Source organism: Asticcacaulis solisilvae (assembly GCF_017875235.1).
GTDB classification, from domain to species: domain Bacteria; phylum Pseudomonadota; class Alphaproteobacteria; order Caulobacterales; family Caulobacteraceae; genus Asticcacaulis; species Asticcacaulis solisilvae_A.
In genome coordinates this window covers 14,443-36,742 of record NZ_JAGGMI010000009.1, presented here as the reverse complement: position 1 = coordinate 36,742, position 22,300 = coordinate 14,443, and the positions used below count along the sequence as shown (strand labels likewise).

Sequence of the window (22,300 nt, the reverse complement as noted above, 5' to 3'; positions counted from 1 at the left end):
CCGGGGGGGATGCGGATAAAAACCTGGACTGGTTTAGGTGCTGAGGCCAAGACTTTTTCGATATTCGATAGGGCTAAGTGCGCCAAGGGATATCTTGATCCGTTTCTCGTTATACCAGCGGATGTACGTATCCACCTCCTTGACGAACTGTTCAACCGTGAAGGCGCTCCAGTCTCGCGGATAAACGAGTTGGGTTTTTAGCCGCCCGAAGAAGCCCTCGCAGGCGGCGTTGTCTTGGGAGCAGGCTTTCCGCGACATTGAGCGTACCAGTTTTGCGTCGCTGATCCTCGTCAGCCAGCCCGGCCAGCGATAGTGCGCTCCTCGGTCAGAGTGGATGATTGGCCGCGCCTCACCGTCAGCCACCTGCTCTATGGCAGCGTCGAGCATGGTATTCACTAGCGTCGAATCCGGTTGTGTCCCAATCGACCAACTGATGACCATGCCATCGAAGCAATCGATGATAGGTGAGAGATATACCTTGCCGGCGGGGATCTGGAACTCGGTAATGTCGGTGAGCCACTTTTCGTTCGGTGCGTTGGCGTGGAAGTCGCGATTGAGCAAGTTATCCGGCGCGGGACTAATCTCGCCCAAGTAGGAGCCGAAACGACGCCGCTTCGGCTTGGCGACGATTAGGTTTTCCTGTTTCATCAAGCGCTGCACAACCTTTTCCGAGATTGTCACGCTCTGCCTGGCCAGCGACGCCTGCAGTCTGCGGTAGCCATAGCAGCGATGATTGGATTCGAAGATGTCGGTAAGGCGACGTCGCATGACATCATACTTGTCTGCGAAGCTCCGGCGGGCGTGGTGATAAAAGTAGGAACTCCGCGCAAGTCCTAACTGGGTAAGCAACTCCGCTAATCGATAGGTATCTTTGAGGGCGTCAACCAGCCGTGTCTTCTCCCGGTTGCTCAGGAGATGCAGATCGACGCCCAGGCCTTTTTTTAGGAGTTCATTGGCCTTCTTCAAAAGATCGTGCTCGAGCTGCAATTGGCGAATATCGCGTTGCAGGTCTTCGAGCTGACGCTCCAGGGCTTCACGTTCTAAAGTGGGTGGCGAGGTATTGCGCTGTTTCATTACCGAGGTCGCTTCATGACCGAGTAACTGGTTTCTCCAGTTATATAGCGTCGGTCGACATACGCCCAGCCGGTGAGCCACGGCCCGTGCGCTTTCCTCGCGATTGCAAAGTTCTATCACACCGACTTGCTTCAAGTCTTCGGGATAGGCGGGGCGCCAGGATCGGCCTGTCAGGTGCGCTTTGACCTCCGGAAATGCCTCTCGAACCCAAGCCGTTAAGGTGGCACGGCCAGGATAACCCAAGGCTCTCATTGTCGACGCAATGCAACGATCATGCGTGCGGTAGTGGGCGAGCGCAGCCTGCCTTTCGGCCTCAGCGTACTTTGGCGCCCTAACCGAGCAGCGCACGCGTAAATCAAGCTGCTGCTCGTACTCACGGCACCATGCCTTGAGAGCGTTCTTCGTAGGATAACCGAGCTGGCGAATAGTCGTCTTTATCCGCTTGCCAAGCTTGAGATACAGCTCCACAGCGCGCATTCGGTCTGCGTAGGAATACATGAACTACCTCCTGGTGGTCCAAGTTTTCGTCCGCACCCCCTTAGCCCGCTAAGTGGGTCAGTTCTCAGTGGAAATCAACAATCCGGCGCCTTCCGGCCGATCGCGACCTGCCGTGACGGTGAGCAGTATTTCTCGACCGCCGAAGGGCAGATGAACAACACCGGCAATAACGACCGGCTGCTGGACAAGGCGCTCGATCTCAATGTCGCCTACATGTTCTATGCGTACAATGCCGCCTATATGAAGACGCGGTTCTCGAAGCCGCTGCCGCGCTGGGCGCGGATCGGCCTCGGCTGGTATTTCATGACGGCCGTGATCGCCCCCGACGGCAAGGTGTCGCTGGGGCGCCCGGCGCCGCGCATCGCCGTCGCTTATAATGCCTTTTACGATGCCGTCGACCTCAGCAGCAAGTGGGCCTACATCCCCTATGCCGACCTGATCGCCGGAAAGCCGCTGACCGACCGGGAGAACGATGCCGAGGTGCTTGAGTCCTGGGTCATGGTTTCGCACCTGATGAGCGACAAGGCGCGGTCGGAAAAGTTCTTCGCCTATCTCAAGCTGGTCATGGACGGCACCGAGTCGATGGAGGCCTACAACAAGACCATCGGCATCGACCCGGAAAGCTATCGCGCCATTCTCAAGCAGTACATGACCAAGGGCGTTCCGACCCAGGTCTATGAGTTCAAGGGCCTGCCGGACAGCGCGACGACGATCTCACCCCTGCCCTATAAAGAGCCCGTGCCTCTGCTGGATGCCGGTACGCGCGCCTGCCCGCCGGACAAACATGCCCGCACCCTGCTCAGCCGCCTGCAAAAGGTGGCGCCGAAATACCCCGATGGCGTCCTGGCGCAACAGGCCCTGGCGCGCGCCACCATCAAGGCCGGCAACCCGGAAGACGCCAAAACCTGGCTGACCGCGCAGGTCTCCCGTGAACCTGAAGATTTCGACAGCCAGCTCCTGCTGGGCCAGATGTACCTGGCCATGGCCGAACGCGGTCCCGCCGACAGTCGCGCCGACAGCTACGTCGCTGCCCGCCGGGCGCTGGTCAAAGCCTACAAGCTCAATCCGGGATCGCCGCCGGCACTCTATTATTATGCGCGCTCCAATGCCGACCAGCCCGGCTATCCCAATGATAACATCCTGAAGGCGGCCGAACTGGCGGAAGACTATTCAAACGGCACCTACACCGTGTACCTCAGCGACCTTCTGATCCGGCGCGGCGACTACGACCGCGCGCTGAAGCTGATCGACGAGGGCCTGGCAAGCCTTCCGTCCGACAAGCCCAAAAGGAAGGCGGCGATCCAGGTCATCCGCGACGCCGTCGCCGCCCGCAAACCCGCCGCTGAGCTGACCGTTATGCTCAGCACATTCGAGCGCGAGTTCGAACACAAGGAAGAGTGACGGAGCCTCGGCTTCCAGAGCGTGATGATTTTATTTGAGGCGCTCTTCATCTTATACCTCCCCAATCTTATACCTCCCCATGAGCGGCGCTGTCGCAGCCACGCAATGATGTGAATGGGGAGGGGGACCACACAAGCCGGTGGCGACGGCGGCAGCCGTTGCGCCGGCGAGATGTGGTGGTGGGGGCATTTCGCCGCCTACCTACCGCCTGCCCTCATCGACGCCGCCATGGCTTTCAACCGGTCACGGCGCGGCTCGAACACCTCGGTGATCAGGCTCGACACCGCCAGCGGCACAAACGCCACCCCCATCAGGAACTTGAGGCTCCACACCCAGAAACCGGGCATGCCAAACAAGGCAATCCCATCACCGTGCCGGCCGAGAAAGGTCCTGTTCTCATCGGACACCAGTTCATACCCGCCAAATGCCAGACACGCCGTCGCCGCGAACAGGAGCAAAATCAGTCCGGTCACCCGCTGTTCTTCGCCACGCGCTTTCTGAAGCTGTCTGTCGCGCACCTTATAAAGCGCAGTCTGGGGCTCGGCAGCATCCGGATAGCGCTTCTCCAAACGAAAGACGGCATGAAACCGGTAAGGCAGCCGTCGCGCCGCGTGATACCAAAGCCCGAAGGCCAGCGGCAGGCTGACATCCAGCATCACCCAGAAAAAGACGGTGTGCGGCTCGCCTGCCAGGGCCTTGCGATAGAATAGCGGCGGAACGGCAACGACCTCGCGCGCATGCCGCTCCAGCCACTCGATATTTGGCGCGACCCAAAGGCTGACGGCGATCATGACCACCAGATAGACGCCTATATAAGCCGGAAAGAGCGCGATCGCGATAGCCGGCGCCCAGGGTTCCGGCTGAGACGGCCGCCGCAAACAGATGAGGCCATGCGCGGCAATCGCGCCGAAAAAAAGCGCGCTCAGGGGCTGAAGCGTCGCGGCGAAGATAAACACGGCTATCGCGACGGCGGCGATCGGCCCGGGCCAGCCGCCCTCACCCAGGCTATAGTGCTGCTGAAGCCACCGCGCCTGCGTCAGCCCGACCTTCGCCTTGCCGCCCTCTTCCATGACCGGTTTCATGCCATCCCCCAGCACCCCAGCACCCCAGCCTATGAGAATACGAAACCCCGGGCGATCTGACCAGAGCTCCGCTTTCATCCCCGCCCGTCGCACCCTAAAAGGTCAGCTTTACCGCCTTGCCGCTGTAGGTCACCGACTTCGTCACGGCCGCCGGTGAAATGCCCGCGGCGTTTGCCGCTCCGACAATCACCACGTTCAGTTTCCGGCTCTGGACCAGGCCTGGATAGCTGCCCTTGCGCGCGCCGATCGACAGGGTGCGGCCGGCGTCGTCCCAGACCATCTCATAGGTAGCGTACTGCCCCTTCTCATAATTATAGGTCTCGTTGTCGTCCTCATAGACGGTGAAGCGGCCATCGGCGCCGGGATAGACGCGGACTTCGTAATCGGCGCCCGGCTGTTCGGTGGCGTACTGCACCTTTGGCCCCATCGGCACGATCGCACCAGCGCGGACATACAGCGGCACGATGTCGAGCGGCACAGTCTTCTTCACCGACGCGCCACCTTCGAAGCGTTCCTGCGTCCAGAAGTCGTACCAGCCGGCGCCCTTGGGCAGATAGGTCGTGACCTTCGCGTCGATCTCTGTCTTTTGGTTGGCCATTTCCGCGATCTGGCTGGGGGTGCGCCACGCCAGCCGCAGGCTGCGATTGCCGCCGCCCTGGAAGTATTCCAGCTTAAGGGCGACGCTCTGGCCCTTTTTGAGCGTAACCTTGCCGCCGCGATAGCGCGCCGCGCCGAAATTCCAGTCCTCGACCAGGAGCTTGCCGTCGACGAACAGGCGCAGGCCGTCATCGCCATCCAGGCCCAGTTCGTACTCACCGTCTTCGGGCGCGATGACCGTGCCTTCCCAGCGCGCCGAGAAGTTGTTGAGCGCCGTCAGGCCCGCCGGAATGTCGGTCAGCGGCGGCCCGGGCCAGCGCATGTCGATTGTGGCATCGACCGTCTTGCCCTTCGGCGTTTCGAAATTGGTCCCGTCGAAATACTGCCCGGCCAGGCCCGGCTTGCCGTCCGGCGTGCGCAGCGCCGTCGCCGGAATGGTCTGCGCTGGCGGCGCCAGGAAACGGTACATCGGCCGCGTCACCGGATGGACCAGGAAGGACGGTCCGAACATGAAGGCGTCATTGATATTATGGACGCCCCGGTCTTCGGGGAAGTCCATCGGCAGCGCCCGCATCATCGTGTAGCCGTTGTGGGTCACCTGCCAGCTCAGGCCGTAGGTATATGGCAGCAGGCGATAGCGCAGGTCGACCGAAGCGCGCAGCGACGTGTAAACTTCCGGGTCCAACGTCTTGAATATATACGGTTCGCGCTCGATGTCGGTGCCATGGATGCGCATCAGCGGGTTGAAGGCCGCATACTGGGCCCAGCGCGCGAACAGCTCACGATAGGCCGGGCTCTGTTCGCCCTCGGGAAACTGTCCCTTGACGAAGAAGCCGCCGGTATCCTGCGTCCAGTACGGCGTGCCGGTGATGGTGACATTGACGCCGCCATCGATCTGTTCGCCGAACGTCTTCCAGCTGGCGAAGGTGTCCCCGGACCATGAGACGGCCGCCGTCCTCTGCGCGCCAGCCCAGGCCGACCGCGTCAGGGTCAGAGCGCGCTTGTTGCTGGTGGCGCGCTGACCGTCATAGGTCCCCTGCGTCGTCATCAGCGAATAGGGATTGAGATAACGCGTGAAATCCCCCAGCGCGTTGTTGCCCAGAAGCTTGATGTCGCGTTCGGTCTCGCCGGCATCGTGGACCGCCGTGCCGACCTCGACCTCCGTGCCATCCATCCACAGGGCATCGACGCCGACGTCGAGAAGCCCCTTTTTCACATGCTTGAAATAGGTGGCCCGGCCTTCAGGGCTGAAGGCGTCATAGATGCGCGCCTTTTTCGATATCCAGTGCAGCGGTTCGAAGCGCAGGTTCTTGCTGTCGAGATCGCGCGCCAGTTCGGTATCGTTGCCGACCGACGGCCAGATCGACACCATCAGCTTCAGGTTCATGTCGTGCAGCGTGTCGATCGCGCCTTTCGGATCCGGGAAACGCTCGGGGTTCCAGATCATCCCGCTCCAGGTGCCGTCCTTGTCGCTGCCCCAGTACTGCCAGTCCTGGACGATGTAATCGAGCGGGAACTGTTCCTGGCGGAAGGTCTTTGCCACCTCCAGCAGCCGCGCCTGGGTCTGATAGCGCTCCTTGCTCATGAACAGTCCGAACGCCTGCTTGGGGAACATCGGCGCCTGGCCGGTCAGTTCGCGGTAACCGCCAACGACCGCGTCCATCGTGTCGCCGGCCATGAAGTAGTAGTCGACCCCGCCCGGCGCGCTTTCGGCCCACAGGGTCGCACCGGCGTCAGAATCGCTGAAGCGCATTTTTGAGTAGGTATCCCACAGGATGCCATAGCGCTCCGACGACACCATGACCGGAATGACGATGCCGATATTGGTCTGGACCAGCAGCAGGTTCTTGCCGCGCCGGTTCAGCTCGCCCTGCCCCACAAAGCCAAAGCCGTAGATCGCCTCCTCCGGCTTGAGCTGGAAGGTGTTCTGCGCCTCATAGGTCGGCGCGCCGGAAATCTCGATCCGGTTCAGGCTCTGCGGCGCGGCCTGCTTTTCCTGCGTGTAGACCTTGCCGCTCGCGTCGGTGAAGGTCACCGCGCCAGTCGCCTTGTCGATGATGACGCTCAGGCCGGCACTTTTCAGGGTCAGCGTCGTCGCCGTCTCCTGCGTCGTGAAGCCAATATTGTCCGGCTTGTCGATCACGACGATGCTGGGATGCTTCCAGTAATTTTCCCCCAGCGTGGTGTTCACCCGCACGGTCTTCGGACCGTAAAAGATGATGTTCTTGGCGACCGCGCCGATGCGGACCTGGACGCCGCCTTCCACCGGAACAAAGGAAAACGCTGCGCTGGACGCCGGAGCCGCCAGGGCAAAGTGCCCATTGGCATCCAGCGCACGGCCCGGGGCGGCGCAGGCCTGCCCCGCAATGGCGGCCAGCAAGGCAAGGGCGGATATCATGACGCGCGTCTTCATAGGTTTCCTCTTTCATGTCGCCGGCATCGCAAAACGCCGGGCTTTGTGTGGCGGCCGCACTCTTGAGTGCGGCTCTCTGATACCGCTAACACGGTTCGGCGAGCACTTCAATTGTCAGACTAATGCCTTTTTCAGCCTACTGACACAGTCTGGCGCTTTGGCGGAACAGTGTTACAGTCAGCATCAAGACGCGCCGGCAGAGCGCCATCAGGGGGTTGAACATGACGAACAGCGATGGAGGCTGGCCACGGCGCGGCTTATTGGCAGCGGGGCTTGGCCTCGGGCTGATGCCGCCTACCGCCCTCAGCCAGGTCGTCAACGCCCAGGGCGCCAGGCAGCTCGAATCAGACGGCAAAAAAGGCGTCCGCCTGACCGCCCGCGAAGATCCGTCGCAACGCCTGACCATCGAGGTCATGATCAACGGAAAGGGCCCGTTCCGCTTTGTCGTCGATACGGCCGCCGAACGCTCGATCCTGTCGGACGACGTCGCCGCCAGACTGGGCCTGTCGCTGGGGCGCAATGTCATGGTGTCAGGCCTGACGCGCCGCGTCCCGGCCCCGACCGTCCAGATCAGCGACCTCGCCTTCGGCCCGTTCCGCCGCAGCAACCTGTCCCTGCCCGTCCTGCCGCGCGCCTCCGTCTATAATGACGGCTACCTGGGGCTGGACGTCATCAACGACACGCGTGTCACCTTCGACTTCGCCGACCGCGCCATCCGTATCGAAGAACCATCCGATCCGACCGAAGCCAAACGCCCCGACGTCACCCACGTCCGCGCCAAGGGCAGCGGCGGCTATCTGAAGGTCATGGATTGCCTGGTCGACAGCGTCGCCGCCATCGCCTTTATCGACACCGGCGCCGAGGTCAGCGTCGGCAATGTCTCGCTGATGAAGGCCGTCTCCAACCGCAGCAAGATCTTCGCGCCCCAGGCCAATGTCACCCTGACCGGCGTCACGGGCGGTGAGATCACCGGCCAGGTCGTGCCGATCGGCCGCATCAGGTTGCAGAACCTGGCCTTTACCAACGGCACGCTGGTTATTGCCGATGTGCCGGAATTTGCGGCGTGGAAGACGAAGTCGCGCCCGTCCCTTCTGATCGGAATGGACTATCTGCGCCAATTCGCTTCGGTGACGCTGGATTACCGCGCCAGGGACATCCGCTTCGAACTCAGCCTCGCGCCCCCGCAACCCGTGCCGGGCGTCAGCATCGAGACGGCGTAAAGCCGCTGCCCAGTCTGGCAATATTTTGGTCGTCAGGCGTTGTAGAGAGTTAGCGACAGGGTGTCTGCACTTGGCCCTAATGTATGGACCGGCTGCTGATCGCAAGTGAGTTCATAAGTGGAAAGCGGAAGTCGCTGATATGTATTCGGCCTGTCGATCGGCATGCGAGCCGTGGCCTTGATGGGTATACGCACGCACCTTTGGTCTCATTAGCGGACAGGTTGTTTGGCAACCATAAGGGCCACCTGACTCAGGGTGCGTCTATGAATCCGTTCCATGCATTTCTCATTCGCGAACTCGGGAGAGGTAGATTGCTTAGATAGCCTCCACCTCGATTCTGTGGGTATCGAAAGCCTTACCGGAACTCAGCACACTCCAGGTAATGCGGGCGAGTTTGTTGGCGAGCGCAGCGGCGAGCTTGTTTCGATGCATTCGCGTAGCGGCATTGGTGAGCCAGCTCCCGAAGCTAAACTTGGGCCAGTTCTGTGGCCGCATCAACAGTACCCGGGCAGCTTGGACGAATAGGGTTCGAAGATATCGACTGCCGCGTTTGGAAATGCCGCCAAGGATCGATCTTCCGCCGGTACTGAATTGCTTGGGCACCAAGCCGAGCCAGGCACCGAAATCCCGGCCGCGTTCGAATGCTTCTGGTCGGGCGTCGGCATCGTCGTCATTTCGGTGATCGGCTATCTGGTCTACCGCCAGATTCTTGATCTGCCTGCGCTGCTTGGCATCGGCCTGATCCTGACAGGCACCGTCGTCATCAAGGTGTTTTCGAAGTCGGTTGCTTAAAGCATGGTGCGGTTACATCAAACCGCACCATGCTCTAGTCGTTTGTTTTTTAGAGATACTAAAAAAATATCGCTCACATCTTTCCGTACGCCGCTCTAAAAGGCGGCGCTGATGCTGACCGTCACATCCTGGTCGATCAGGCGGCTGGTGCGGATCAGGCTCTTGATGCCATAGCTGAACTGTTCGGGCTCTTTGGTCAGGTTGCGCGCCGAAACGGTCAGGGCGTATTTCGGGCTCAGCATATAGCGCAGCAGGGCATCGACCTGGGAGCGCGGGCGGCGGTACTCATCGTTGCGGATGTTCGACCCCAGAGTATAGAGCTGCTCGCCTGTGTGGTTCCACGCCACCCGGCCCGACACATTGCCCTTTTCGTAGAACAGGGTGACATTCTGGATCTGGTCAGGCTGGCGGAAGAAGGAGAAGGCTTCGCCCGGCCGCGTCGGCACGGTGACGTCGGAAGAGATCACCGTCAGGTTGGCATCGATGCCCAGGCCATCGAACGGCGCCGGCAGGAAGGAAAACGGCTGGTAGATGTTCAGCTCCACGCCGTCGATCGTCGCCTGGTCGGCATTGCGCGTGCTGGTGACGCGCAGGGTTTCAAGGCCGATACCGTTGTGGGTGGTGTTGGTGCGGGTGTCGGAATAGCCATAGATCGGATCGTCGATCTCCTTGCGGAAGGCGGCGATGCTGACCAGGCCCCGGTTCGACGTATACCAGTCGAGCGAGACGTCGAGATTGTGGGCATCGAACGGTTTCAGGTCCGGATTGCCGATGCTAAGTGTGCCGGTATAGCCAAAGGTCGGGTTGAGCGCCGAAGCGCCCAGTGTCTCATAGGTGAAGTTCGACAATGGCCGGGCGTCTTCATAGGCCGGCCGGCCGATCGTGCGGGTGACGGCGGCGCGCAGTTGCAGGTCGTCGGTAATGCGGAACACGCCCTGAAGGTTCGGGAAGATGCGGTCATAGGTCGTAGCGCCCGAGGCCGGGAAGTGGCCGAGGAAGACCCCTTTGTCAAAGCGTGCTTCGACGGCGCGGATCGTGGCTTCGGTGCCTTCCCAGCGCAGGCCGCCTAGGATCGTCAGCCGGCCAAAGGTCGCCGTGCCCAGCACATAGGCGGCCGATATGGTCTCATCGATATCGTAATCGTCTTCGATCGAATTGCGCGCCGATTCCAGCACGTCGAAGCTGACCAGGGCGGGATTGGCCTTGATGTAGGCAAAGGTGGCGTCGTGGTCGAGGACAAAGCCCGCCGAATAGCGGTCGTCATAGGCGCTTTCCGCCGGCAGGACACCGATCTGGCTCAGCCGCCAGTTGCCGACCGGGATATAGCGGCGCGACTCCATGTCGACGGCGCGGTCGCGGCGCGTGTGCTTGACGCCCGCCTTGATGTAGGCGTCGTGGCTGGCCCAGCCGGACGGCGCCCATGTGACGTCGAATTTCGCCGTGGCGGTAGTTTCATCGACCAGGCCGAAATCTTCACGCGTGCGGCGCAGCGGATAGTCCGACGCCGTGTCCTGGGTGTAGTCGGCTTCCCAGCGCACGAAGTCAAAAGCGCCGATGTCAAAGGCGATCGGCCCGGTGGCCCCGGTGCCGGCGCGGAAGGCCAGGACGTTGTTGTACGGCGTTTCTTCCTTGGCCGCCGACCACGTCACCAGCGATTCAAAAGTGAAATCACCCGCGACCTTTTCAAAGCCTGTCGACAGGACCAGAAGCTGCTGGTCCTTGCGGACGCGGAAATCCCTCCGTTCCGGGCGGACACCGGCGGCGCGGAACACGCCGGTGGTCGCCGTGTCGAGCTGGACATTGGCGGCCGAATTGCTGACGTTGAATACGGTTTCAACCGTGTGCTCCACCCGCCGCGTTGTCGAATAGTTGCCGCGCAGGAACAGGCGCAGGCTGTCGTCCGGCCGGTATTCCAGCGCGATATTGCCGCCTAAGCGGCGCAGATTGCCTTCCTCGGGCTTGATCTCGAAACTGCCGGGCAGATAGGTGGTGATGCCGTTGACCGTGCGCTGTTCCCAGCCGGCGCTCTGCACCCAGTGGTTGGCGTAATCGCGTTCCTCAAAGCTCAGCGCGGCGGCTATGCCCCATTTCTGGCTGGCGCCCAGGACGTCGGAAAAGGTCAGGCGGACTTCGGGGCCGGTCGTGCCGGTCGATCCGCTGTGATTGGCGGCGACCTGGGCCGAGATCAGGCCTTCAGGGCGGCTGAACGGGCTGACCGTCTTGATCGACAGCGTGCCCCCCAGCGAATTGGCGTCAAGATCAGGCGTCACGCTCTTGATGACTTCGATCTGGCTGATCTGCGCCAGGCCCAGCGTGTCGAGCGGCACGGCGCGGCCAAGGCGTGATCCGCCGGGCGCGGCCGCTGTCGCGCCATCGACCTGGACCTGGTTGAGGTTGGGATCGATGCCGCGGATGCTGATATAGCGGCCTTCGCCCTGTTCCAGCGACAGGCTGACGCCCGGCACGCGGGCAATGGCTTCGGCGACATTGCGGTCGGGCAGGTTGCCGATGGCGTCCGCCGACACGCGGTCGGAAATATTGGTCTGCTTCTTCTTCTGGTTCAGCGACCGGTCGCGGCCATCGCGATAGCCCTGGATGACGACGGGTTCAGAGGCCTCGGCGGTGGGTGCGGCGGCTTGCGCTGAGGGAGAGGCGGCCATCATCAGGGGCGCAAGGGCGCAGAACGATCCGAACGCGCGGATCGCGACAAGGTTGGTTTTCATGGTTTTGTCTTCTGTGTGTGTGCGGTTACGAGCGATGTGCGGAAAAGTGTCAGCGGTTTTCCGCTTGGACATCGCGAAAAAAAAGATACGCGAGGCGCTCCTTATTTCTTTTCGGGTGCTGCGGGCTTTGCCGGTGGCGGGGAATGCAGGGGATTTTCGTACCAGATGATCCCCAGGCCCTGCCCTGCCCCGCCTTCCTTTTCGTCGTTGCTGAGGACGTCCAGGTCGCCGTCGCCATCGATATCGATCAGGTGGACGACGTCGTACTTGACGCCTTCGGGGCCGGCGATGTCGTGGGCGGTCCACACCGCTTCGGTCGGCGTCTTGTCGTAGCTGAGGTAATAGGTGCCGATCAGGTCGCCTTCGGCGCCGGTGCTGGTCAGGACGATTTCATTGCGGCCGTCTGCGTCAAGGTCGCCGACGGCAATGCCTTTCGGCTGGGCGGTCTTGGGCGGCACGGCGATGCGGTGGGTTTCCCAACTAAGGCCCGATGCGTCGAGCCGGCGGTGCCACAGGACGGCGCGGCGTTCATGATCGGGCTGATCGGGGCCGGTGCGCGGATAATCGACGACCGACAAGACGTCGGTCAGGCCGTCCTTGTCGAGGTCGGCGACGGTCAGGAACATGGCGCCGGACAGGGTGGCCGGATCGGGCGTCAGGCGGTGCCGTGTCCACGGCTGGGCCAGGATTTTAGGATCGTGGCTGGCGGGATGTTCCAGCCACCAGGCGCCGACGCCCGGACCGTGCTTGTCGGTATAGAGGATGTCATCGAAACCATCGCCGTTGAGGTCGGCGATCTCGATCGACATCACCCACGACACTTTCGTCAGTTCGTGCCATCGCCACGCCGACAGGTCGCGGGCATTGGCAGGGGCTTCCAGCCAGCCCAGCACCGCTGTCTGGTCCTTGTTGTAGTTCTTGCCGCCGACGACCAGGTCGATGCCGTTCTTGCCATCGACCTGCAAGGGTTCGGCATACATCCACTGCGACAGGTTTTTGCTGACCGGGATGGCCTCGCCGCGCCATTCCAGCGGGTCGCGCACCAGCTTTGCGTCCGTGGGGCCCCAGTAGACGACGATGCGTTCTGAGCCGCGCTCCTGGCTGGACACGACGTCGAACTGGCCGTCATTGTCGAGATCGACCAGCAGGGCTTCTTCGGCGTCAGGCGTCGAGCCGATAATGACGCTGGACCAGCGGTCGCGGACCTTGTCATAACCGGGATGGAAATAGATGCCGGTCAGCTTGGCATTTTCCCACGAGCCGATGATGTCGGGCAGGCCGTCGCGGTTGACGTCCTGAATGCGCGTGCCGTCGGAGCCGAACAGGCGGTTTTCAATGGCGTGGCGTGCCCACGGCTTGCCCTGGGGTGGCTTGATTTGCGGTTGGGCCATGGCCAGCCCGTGCCACGACAGAGCCGTGGTCAGGATGGCAGCCGAAATGAAAGACAGAGGCCCCCGCCGCTTAGAAGCAAACGCAGGCCCGCTACGAGTCCTCAAGGGACTCCCAGTAGAAGGCACCGACATGAATTACCCATACTTTCTGGAAAAGACGCCGGCGATCCTGAAGTCTGTCCAAGGGTACGCGGTTGCCGAATTAAATGTCGTTGACTAGGAATTATAGCAAGGCAGAAATATTAATCCGCCTGCAGGGAAAATCTAACTCTATTCGAGGTAGTTTGGCACCCCATATAGGTGCAGACGCGCCATAAGCCGAAATGGAACTGCGACATTTACGTATTGGATCTAGTTGCCCGTAAGCGGACATCAGCTCATATGAAAGCTTATGGGAAATCGCAGACCCATTACACGCGATAAGTATTGTTATCGCGCATTTAGGGCGTAAAGTAGCGATGCCAACTGGCGCCCTAGTAGAAACTGAAGCCGTTCGATTGCCGCTGAAGAAGTTTGGCAGCAAAGATTCACGTCTTGATGGGATCGGTGCCGTAGGCAAAGCCGTCCAACAGCTTGGGCGCTCGGCTTGCTGCGGCTTGAGTGATCCTTCGACGGACGGAGGCGTCGTTAGTATATTAGACTAGAACTATAGCCTCAGCCCTTGCCACCGGGCTCGCAGGCTACGCCGTTTCCGTCACGGTCCAGCCCAACCCGATATTTAGCCTCCCAGCTATACAAGGGCGTCGCCCCGTCTTTTCGCGCCTCGCCACAGGTCGCATATCCTGCTTGTGCCCCCGAACGTTCTGACACATTGGCGCCGATCCATACAACGGTACCCACCATTATGACCGCGCAAGCGGCCAACATGAATTTTAGGTCGGCCCGTTTCAAAATACCGTTGCGCATGTTGCGGCATCCCTGACTGCAAATGAGTTCAGTACATCATGGAGCGATGAAGCCAGCGTTAGCAGGCGTGGTTGACCGACGTTAATCCTGAAGCTGTTGCGTGACACTATTTCGACAACCGGGGTGCATTGCGGTTTGGACCGACACCTTGCGGCACCGGTACGCCTGAACCGACATAGTTGTTGTTTATGACGAGGGTCGGGTTCTTCCTCAATGATAGAGTTTCAGCGACGATAATGCTCCAGGCTGAATCCTGAGCTACATTGCCGGCCGTCGACACGATCAGTTTGGCGCTCGGGATATAGATGGTGCCTAAGAGCTTTGAGACCCGGTCCGAACCGATCGTGAACTCCTCGACGTTTTCTCTCGTCGTCAGAATCAGAAAGCCGGCATAGGGACCACTCTTACGGGCGCCAAGCTGGACTTCGGCACGATCCGCGAAATTTATCTTCTTTGTCGATCCGAAGATCAATGTCACGTCGTCTCCGCGAATAATGGCGTTTTCCTTGGCGTCGAGGTCGTCCATGAACCAGTGATCACCCGGTTGCAAGATAAGGGTGGCATCTTTCTCGATGATGTAACGTTCACAGTGCACGCCCGCCGGCAGATAAAGCGTGGTGCCCTTCTCGTTCTTGATCTTTTGCGCCTTGCCATTGCACTCAATCGGCGGCGAGAGCGGCATGTCAGCAAAGGGATCTGGGATGCGTAGCGCGCCGGCTTGTCCGGCTGGCGACATCGAGCCTGACACAGTGCCTACGGCTTGCGTCTTGTCGGCCTGGATCATGGCCCCGCCCTTGACGACGATGTTGGCGTTGGCGTGAACAGCACAGCCTGTCGCGCGGATACGAGAACTGTCACCTACATCGATGCCGCCCTTTCCCTCTTTCGTCTGCAGGACACAAAGGGGTATCGAGCCCAAGTTCTCAGCCGTAGCATGCACATGAAGGGTCTGGTTGCCAAACCCCATGAACCCGATCATGGCCTTATGGTCGGCTACGGCATCGAGGGTTAGAGAACTTCGGTCCGCTGCAATGGCTGCTGCATATTGCACATTAGCCTTTACGCCAGCGTTTGCCGCCACCTGCCGCGCCGTCGCGATCGCTGCATCCTGAGCGATCTGAGTGCCGCCGGTGCTGACAAAGGACAAACGGCCAGCTCCCGTAAGCGCGCCTTCATCCACCGCTTCTTGGAGTTTGGCACGCTGGTTAGACGTATTGGCGATCTCCAATGTGCCCATGACTGCGAACATCACAGGCACAGCGCAAAGGCCGCTAATCATGGCGACATTGCCGCGAGTATTTCGGATAAAGCGCTTAACCATCGAGTGTACAGTAGTGAACATATACCGGATGTTACTGTGGAAAAATGAATATCTGCTCAGTCCGAATGGTTAACATCAAGGGACAAATATCGATAATCGGGTCTTAACCACATGGTGTTAAAAAAATAGATCAGGCTATTGTGAGCAATTCATGCCCAGTCAGCATTTTACGCAGTTTGAAAGATCGCGTCTGTTGGTCGTTGATGACGATCCGATCCTTCGCGAATTCGCAGTCTGCAATCTGAAATCGGATAAGGTCTCCGTCGTCACTGCTGGCGATGGAGCTGAAGCCCTGCATCTCCTCACGCGCTTGGAATTCGACATTGCCCTTGTCGATCTGGACATGCCAATCATGGACGGCTTCGAACTTATTGGGCTTGTTCGTGCCGATACACGGCTGCGCCACTTGCCCATCGTTGTTGCAACAGGGCGCGAAGATATGGACTCTGTCGATAAAGCCTATGCTTCGGGCGCAACATCTTTCGTGGTAAAGCCGCTGAATTGGCGCCTTATCGCGCACCAATTGTCCTACGTACTGCGTGCCAATCGCGAAGAAGCGCTCGTTAGACAGACGCTCAAAAATCTCCAACAGGCCAACGCCGCGCACCGCGAGATACTCGACAGGGCTATCAGGCGCCTTGAGCGGGCCGCCGTCCAGCCGCAAGCAGAGGAAATGCAAAGGCTAGCATTGGAGCTTTCGGCCGCGGTGACCCTGGTATCGACTTGCACCTAGAACGATGTGGAGCCGTTACCCGCTTTTCGGCCGACTGAGCTCCGCTATAGCAACTTTGACTGAAGCTCCGCAGGATTAAATGGTTTGGCGATGTAATCGTCCATGCCAACGGCAAGGCAACGCTCCTTGTCGCCGGACATTGCATGGGCGGTCATGCCGACAATCCGAAGACGCGCCCTGCCGGATTTCTGTTCATGAGCACGGATCATCTTTGTAGCATCGAGCCCGTTGAGGCCAGGCATCTGAACGTCCATCAGCGCAGCGACGTATTCGTTGGACTTCGCTTTTTCAAACGCCTCCAGCCCATTATGGGCAACGTCGACGCGGTACCCGAAACCTTCCAGGAACGTGCTGGCGACAAGAATGTTCGGCTCGAAGTCTTCGACCAACAGAACAACTGGCCGCAGTTTTTCATCCAGGGTCTGCTCGATTAAGCTCGACAGGTTGACGTCGGGCGCCTCGTGCTGGGTTGCGATCTCCATCGGAATGCAGACGGTAAAGGTCGATCCTTTGCCGAACTCACTTTTCACACTGATGGTGCCGCCCATAAGCTCGGTCAAGGTCTTGGTGATTGCAAGCCCAAGACCGGTGCCCCCGTAGCGCCGGCTGATACTGCTATCGGCCTGGACGAACTTATCGAAAATGGACTGTATCTTCTCGGGAGTGATCCCAATCCCTGTGTCTCTTACCGCAATGCAGACCGTTTCCACGTGCGGCCGATCCGTCTGATGGCAGTCGATGGAGATATGTATGCCGCCGTCGGACGTGAACTTTATGGCGTTCGAGCACAGATTCGTAACGATCTGGCGCAACCGCGTAGGGTCACCCAGAAAGAAATGATTGTCCGCACAGTCGCCGGATGCTGTGAACTTCAGACCCTTCTGCCGCACCTGCACAGCCATCATGCTTGTCACTTCCTGCAGCAATCGCGGCAGGCTGAACGGAATGTGCTCGAGTTCAACCGTCCGCGCTTCGATCTTGGCGATATCCAGCAGGTCGTTGATAAGCGCCAGCAGGCTGTCGGCGCTCAACTGCAGTGTGCGGATGTACTGACGCTGCTTCTCGGTCAAAGGCTGAGAATTAGCCAGGATGGTCGACAAGCCGATTACGGCATTCATTGGCGTCCGGATTTCGTGGCTCATATTGGCCAGGAAATCCGATTTCGCTATGTTAGCTTCTTCAGCCCGATGACGGGCGTCGACCAGATCCTGAATATCTGTGCTGGTGCCGTACCACCTCAGTATATGACCGTTTTCGCCGCGCTCGGCCGTCGCCCGGCCAAGTACCCACCGGAAAGTACCGTCGACGTGGCGAAGGCGATACTGAATTTCATAGGATTCCCCTGTCAGCACACTGTCGCGCCATTGACCGATGACCCGCTCGAGATCCTCAGGATGAACAAGGTCGGCCCAGCTTTCGCGACCGGTTGCGCCCGGTGTGTCTCCTGTGAACTCATACCAGCGATCGTTGAAATATTCGAGGCTGCCGTCGGCGCGCGTCACCCAGACCATGGGGTTGATGGCGTTTGCCAGGTGTTTGAATTGGCGCTCACTATGTTGAACGCGTTGCAACAGGCGACCGCTTTCGATACCCGTCGCAGCCTGGGCAGCGACAGCACGCGCAATCCGCTCCCCTCGGTCACTGAACACGCCCGGCGAAGGATGACCGAAGAAGAGCCCGCCCAGGACTTCACCGCCCTTCGACATGACAGGTACGGCCAGATAGCTGCGCACTGGGAGGTGGCCCTCGGGCATCCCTTTGCGCGGCGCGTTCTGGCCATAGTGCGCCTGCTGTGTCACGTCGTCATAGCGCACAACCTTCTCACCGGAAAAGGTTGGCGCAAAGATGGCCGTGTTGCGCGGCATCGGGAATTTGTCGAAGTGCGCGCGATCGACGCCTGAGATGGTGTAGAGCGTATAGCTTTCTCCATCCTGGTTTTCGACATTGTAGAAGAAAGCACCGAACTCCGCCCCCGTAAGCCGCGTCGCCACGTCCGTCGCAACCTGGACAGCGTCGGCAAGTTCCTTTGTCGTAAACGCCTCGCCGACCTCGTATAGCGCGGTAACGATCTCGCGCTCTTCTTCGCTTCGTTTCGCGGACTGTTTCTGATCTTCGATGTCGGTGCTGGTGCCGAACCAGCGTGTAATGCGTCCGTCGTTGTCGCGTACCGGCAAGGCACGGGACAAATTCCAACGGTAGGTCTGGGTTGGTTGATGGAAGATGCGCTGCTCTATCTCGAAGCTGGCGCCTGTCTCAACACTTTTCGTCCAAGCCTCTACGCCGGGCTCAAGGTCGTCAGGATGCATGACCTCCTGCCACTGATAGACACCATCCACTAGACGGACATTGCCGGCATATGCTTGAGCGTGCGTATTGATGAAGTCGAGTCGTCCGCCGGCATTAGCCGCCCACACCATTTGGGGCAGTAAGTTGGTCAGGGCTTCAAGCTGATTCGTCCGGGCGGCCAGCTCTGCCTCAACCTTTTTCGCTGAACTGATATCTCTGGCAACTTTGGACGCACCAATAATCTGCCCATTATCGCCTTTGATTGGCGATACCGTGACCGATATCTGGATGTGTTCGCCAGATTTCCTACGCCTGATGGTTTCGAAGTGATCGACACGCTGGCCCGACCGAATGCGGGACATGATCTCGGCCTCTTCACCCAGGCGGTCTTCGGGAATTATCAGCGTGATATGCTGCCCGATAGCCTCATCCGCAGCGTAACCGAAGATTTTCTCGGCCGCAGCGTTCCATGACGTAATCACACCCTCAAGCGTTTTGCTGACGATTGCATCGTCAGATGACTCGACGATTGCGGCCAGCCTGGCATTGGCTTCGATTGATCCCGCAGGTCGATTTTCGTCCTTCATCGGCGCCCCCCATAGAGTCCGCCATGCTTGTCTCGCACATGCACGTCCCATTTGGCCATACGGCCGGACCGACTTGAATTGTGGATTACTTATAAAGATTCAATGAGTTTGAAATCTTACCGTTAAGGTTCCCGCGTGCATATAGCTTACTGGGTATGTAGTTAGGCTGTGCAAGTCGCTGGGAGTAGCCGCTGGAACTGGGAAAGTGGCGGTTTACACCATGTTCCAAAGTAGTTGTAAAACTTAACGTCTCGGCGACCTCATTCAGGATGTCGATGGGTTGCCGTCATCGGGCGGACACAATGGCACGTATGTCCCGTAAAATCTCCGGCCTACGAACCACCTGAAATCTTATTGTGACGCGAATATTACGCCAAGATGCGTTCAATTTCAAAGGCGGATTACAAATCATAAAGTTTCAGCAAAGTTGATTGCGACGCATTATCACGAATGTTAGCGCCCACTAACAATGCAACACATTCGCAAAAAGTGAAGGGGCCTCCTCCGTGATAAAGCAACTCTCCAATCGCCGCAAAGCCGCGACCTGTCTCCTGGCCGGTACCGCCCTGATGCTGGTCGCCCTGCCGGCGTTCGCATACGCCGAAGCCGAGGCCGAAGGCTCTCCGGTCGTCATCAAGGGGGAGCGCACCGCCTATAATCCGAAGATCACCACCACCGGCACCAAGACCGACACAGAGCTGCTGAACGTGCCGCAGTCGGTCTCGGTCATCGGCGAGAAGCAGATCAACGACCAGAACATCCAGTCGATGGCCGAAGCCGTCCGCTACGTACCGGGCTTTGGCGCGACGCAGGGCGAAGGCAATCGCGACGGCCTGGTCTTCCGCGGCAACTCCAACACCGCCGACCTGTTTGTCGACGGCATCCGCGACGACGTTCAGTATTTCCGCGACACCTACAACATCGAGCGCATCGAGGCATTCAAGGGCCCGAACGCCATGATTTTCGGCCGTGGCAGCCCCGGCGGCTTGCTCAACCGCGTCACCAAGGTCGCCGACTTTACCGAGTTCGGCCGCCTGAATGTCCAGTTGGGTTCGTTCAACAAGAAGCGCGCCACGGTCGATTTCGGTCACAACCTGACCAGCGAAGTGTCGTTCCGCCTCGCCGGCCTGTATGAGGACTCCGAAAGCTATCGCGACGGCGTGACCTATAAGCGCCAGGGCTTCAACCCGACCCTGGCCTTCCGTCCCCGCGACGCCACCCTGATCACGATCGGCTATGAGTTCTACAAGGACGAGCGCGTCGCCGATCGCGGCATCCCAAGCTTCAGCGTCGCCACCGGCGGCACCCGCCATCCGGTCGATACCGACCGTTCGACCTTCTTCGGCGATCCGACGCGCAGCCCGACCTTCTCCGAGGTCAACGCCTTCCAGGCGTTTGTCGATCACCGCTTCGACAATGGCGTTACCCTACGCAACCGCACGCGCCTGGCCAATTACGACAAGTTCTACCAGAACGTCTTTCCGGCCAATGTCAACGCGGCGGGCACGACGGTGGGCATTCAGGCCTATAACCAATCAACCGTCCGCGACAACGCCTTCAATCAGACCGACCTGATCTTTACCGCCAACACCGGCAGCATTGCGCATACGCTTCTGGCCGGCGTCGAAATCGGCAGGCAGGAAACCGACAACCGCCGCGAAACCGGTTCGTTCAGCCTGCCGAATAGCACCTGTCTGGCCGGCAGCACGGCGGCCAACTGCGTCGTCAGCCTGTCGTCACCGACCATAAATATGCCGGTCACGTTTGCCCAATCTGCATCAGACGCGCTTAACACCGGCGTCGTCAATGTTGCCGCCCTGTACCTTCAGGACCAGATCGCCTTCAACGACCAGTGGCAGGCCGTCATCGGCGTTCGCTATGACCGCTTTGAGGCCGAAACGACCAATCTGCGCGCCACGACCCCGGCCACCCGCCATCTGTCTTCGACCGACAACCTGGTCTCCCCTCGCGTGGGACTGATCTACAAGCCCGTCGCCAACGCCTCTATCTATGCCAGCTATGGCATCACCTACCTACCGCGTTCGGGTGAGCAACTGGCGTCGCTCAGCGTCTCCAACCAGGCACTCGATCCGGAAGAGTTCAAGAATACCGAAATCGGCGCCAAATGGGACATTAGCCCGACGCTGACGGTCACAGGTTCGGTCTACCAACTGAACCGCAGCAATGCCTCGATCACCGACCCGGCCGACAGCACCAAGCTGATCCTGCTGCCGGGTGACTCGCAGCGCATCGAGGGCGTTGAGCTGTCGTTGAACGGCCAGATCACCGACAAATGGCAGGTCATAGCAGCCTATGCCTATCAGGATGCCAAGACGGTCCAGGCCGTTGGCACCACGCCCGCAGGCAAATTCCTGGCGCAGACGCCGAAAAATACCTTGAGCGTCTGGAACCGCTACGACATCTCACCGAAATGGGGCGCGGCCATCGGCGTTCTTTACCGCGACAAGTCCTTCGCCGGCATCAGCAACGACGTGACGCTCGACGACTACACCCGCATCGATGGGGCCGTCTACTGGGCCATTTCGGACAAGCTGCAACTCCAGCTCAATGTCGAGAACCTGGCGGATACGGAATATTATCCGAACGCACACAGCGACACCAACATCACCCCGGGTGCGCCGCGCAGCGCGTATCTCAGCCTCAGCGTTAAGTACTAGTCCGAGAGCCCGGAGTGCGCAGACCGCACTCCGGGTTTCGTTTTCAGGCATCATCCAGATGATCGTGACCCGTGGGCTTCTCTCATTCCACCGCTGCTCGCCGGTCGAGCAGACGGTTCTATGCTGGATCCGCGCCCTTGACGGCCAGGCGGCCGACCAGAGGCAGCGCCGGGCAATGCGCCGGGGCAGCTCTGTCGACTATTCGCGCATCGATGTCGCCCGCTTTTGCCGCCCTGCGCACTGTCGCGGCCTGGAATGGCTACGAGGCCTTGTCGCTCGATGCGCCCTATGTCAGCGACGGTGAACGCTGGCTCCTCTACTATCTATCTGAACTGCAGAAGGAAAAGGGCGTTCTAAAGCTGCGCCATGTGCCCTTGGAACTGACTGTCCAGCTGTCTTTCTGCGCAGGCATGCTGGCCGGTGCCGGCGCTGCCCTGCCCTTCCGCCGCGTGCCGCTTGGCCCCGGTCCCGGCGAAGCCTTCCATCCGATACAGATAGCGCCGACGCCTATTCGAATGGTCATCGGCCGTCAAAGAGTACATACCCGCAGACATTCGGAGACAGGCGGCGCCGAGCTGTGAGCCCGCTGTTCTCCCAC

Annotated in this window: 14 protein-coding genes and 1 pseudogene; 6 read left to right on the top strand and 9 right to left on the bottom strand. The window is 59.9% G+C overall.

The features are described from left to right. Positions 1-33: 33 nt before the first annotated feature. Entirely contained in the window at positions 34-1,572 is a 1,539-nt protein-coding gene (locus J2X24_RS15010) for an IS3 family transposase (RefSeq protein ID WP_209723391.1), read from the bottom strand. A gap of 150 nt (positions 1,573-1,722) precedes the next feature. Here J2X24_RS15010 and J2X24_RS15005 point away from each other — a divergent pair, with 150 nt between their 5' ends. Continuing rightward, positions 1,723-2,973 (top strand): tetratricopeptide repeat protein, encoded by a 1,251-nt coding sequence (locus tag J2X24_RS15005; RefSeq protein WP_209723390.1) that lies wholly within the window; start codon positions 1,723-1,725, stop codon positions 2,971-2,973. A 197-nt stretch (positions 2,974-3,170) separates the two neighbouring features. On the opposite strand, the gene J2X24_RS15000 is transcribed toward J2X24_RS15005, so the two are convergent. Together J2X24_RS15000 and J2X24_RS14995 are read right to left on the bottom strand one after the other, a co-directional pair. Further along, positions 3,171-4,133, bottom strand: coding sequence for a hypothetical protein (locus tag J2X24_RS15000; protein ID WP_209723387.1), 963 nt, complete (start codon positions 4,131-4,133; stop codon positions 3,171-3,173). A gap of 16 nt (positions 4,134-4,149) precedes the next feature. Then, positions 4,150-7,065: a glycoside hydrolase family 31 protein gene (locus J2X24_RS14995; protein WP_209723384.1), complete on the bottom strand. Its 2,916-nt coding sequence runs from the start codon at positions 7,063-7,065 to the stop codon at positions 4,150-4,152. Positions 7,066-7,286: 221 nt separating this feature from the next. Here J2X24_RS14995 and J2X24_RS14990 point away from each other — a divergent pair, with 221 nt between their 5' ends. Beyond that, positions 7,287-8,285 (top strand): retropepsin-like aspartic protease, encoded by a 999-nt coding sequence (locus J2X24_RS14990; RefSeq protein WP_209723381.1) that lies wholly within the window; start codon positions 7,287-7,289, stop codon positions 8,283-8,285. A gap of 315 nt (positions 8,286-8,600) precedes the next feature. On the opposite strand, the pseudogene J2X24_RS14985 reads toward J2X24_RS14990, so the two are convergent. Then, positions 8,601-8,933, bottom strand: a pseudogene (locus J2X24_RS14985) (transposase); the annotation flags it as partial. On the opposite strand from J2X24_RS14985, the gene J2X24_RS22645 reads away from it, so the two are divergent. Next, positions 8,877-9,077, top strand: coding sequence for an SMR family transporter (locus J2X24_RS22645; protein ID WP_245344724.1), 201 nt, complete (start codon positions 8,877-8,879; stop codon positions 9,075-9,077). The pseudogene J2X24_RS14985 and the gene J2X24_RS22645 overlap by 57 nt on opposite strands. 95 nt (positions 9,078-9,172) lie before the next feature. Here J2X24_RS22645 and J2X24_RS14980 read toward each other — a convergent pair whose 3' ends face one another. From J2X24_RS14980 to J2X24_RS14965, 4 genes are all read right to left on the bottom strand, one after another. Then, positions 9,173-11,800: a TonB-dependent receptor gene (locus tag J2X24_RS14980; RefSeq protein ID WP_209723378.1), complete on the bottom strand. Its 2,628-nt coding sequence runs from the start codon at positions 11,798-11,800 to the stop codon at positions 9,173-9,175. 101 nt (positions 11,801-11,901) lie between these two features. Further along, positions 11,902-13,191 (bottom strand): FG-GAP repeat domain-containing protein, encoded by a 1,290-nt coding sequence (locus J2X24_RS14975; protein ID WP_209723376.1) that lies wholly within the window; start codon positions 13,189-13,191, stop codon positions 11,902-11,904. A gap of 654 nt (positions 13,192-13,845) precedes the next feature. After that, positions 13,846-14,034 carry an excalibur calcium-binding domain-containing protein gene (locus tag J2X24_RS22955; RefSeq protein WP_404977834.1) on the bottom strand — a complete coding sequence of 63 codons (189 nt, stop codon included), beginning with the start codon at positions 14,032-14,034 and terminating at the stop codon, positions 13,846-13,848. A gap of 169 nt (positions 14,035-14,203) precedes the next feature. Further along, positions 14,204-15,376: a TadE/TadG family type IV pilus assembly protein gene (locus J2X24_RS14965; RefSeq protein ID WP_209723370.1), complete on the bottom strand. Its 1,173-nt coding sequence runs from the start codon at positions 15,374-15,376 to the stop codon at positions 14,204-14,206. Positions 15,377-15,569: 193 nt separating this feature from the next. Between J2X24_RS14965 and J2X24_RS14960 the strand changes: the two genes are divergently transcribed. Continuing rightward, the gene (locus J2X24_RS14960) at positions 15,570-16,151 is read left to right on the top strand and encodes a response regulator (RefSeq protein ID WP_209723367.1); all 582 of its coding nucleotides are present in this window, start codon (positions 15,570-15,572) and stop codon (positions 16,149-16,151) included. A gap of 44 nt (positions 16,152-16,195) precedes the next feature. Here J2X24_RS14960 and J2X24_RS14955 read toward each other — a convergent pair whose 3' ends face one another. Next, positions 16,196-19,024: a PAS domain S-box protein gene (locus tag J2X24_RS14955; RefSeq protein WP_209723363.1), complete on the bottom strand. Its 2,829-nt coding sequence runs from the start codon at positions 19,022-19,024 to the stop codon at positions 16,196-16,198. Positions 19,025-19,530: 506 nt separating this feature from the next. Between J2X24_RS14955 and J2X24_RS14950 the strand changes: the two genes are divergently transcribed. Continuing rightward, positions 19,531-21,702 carry a TonB-dependent receptor gene (locus tag J2X24_RS14950; RefSeq protein WP_209723360.1) on the top strand — a complete coding sequence of 724 codons (2,172 nt, stop codon included), beginning with the start codon at positions 19,531-19,533 and terminating at the stop codon, positions 21,700-21,702. A 212-nt stretch (positions 21,703-21,914) separates the two neighbouring features. Next, positions 21,915-22,283, top strand: a complete 369-nt coding sequence (locus tag J2X24_RS14945) for a hypothetical protein (protein WP_209723358.1) — start codon at positions 21,915-21,917, stop codon at positions 22,281-22,283. The last annotated feature ends 17 nt before the right edge of the window (positions 22,284-22,300 follow it).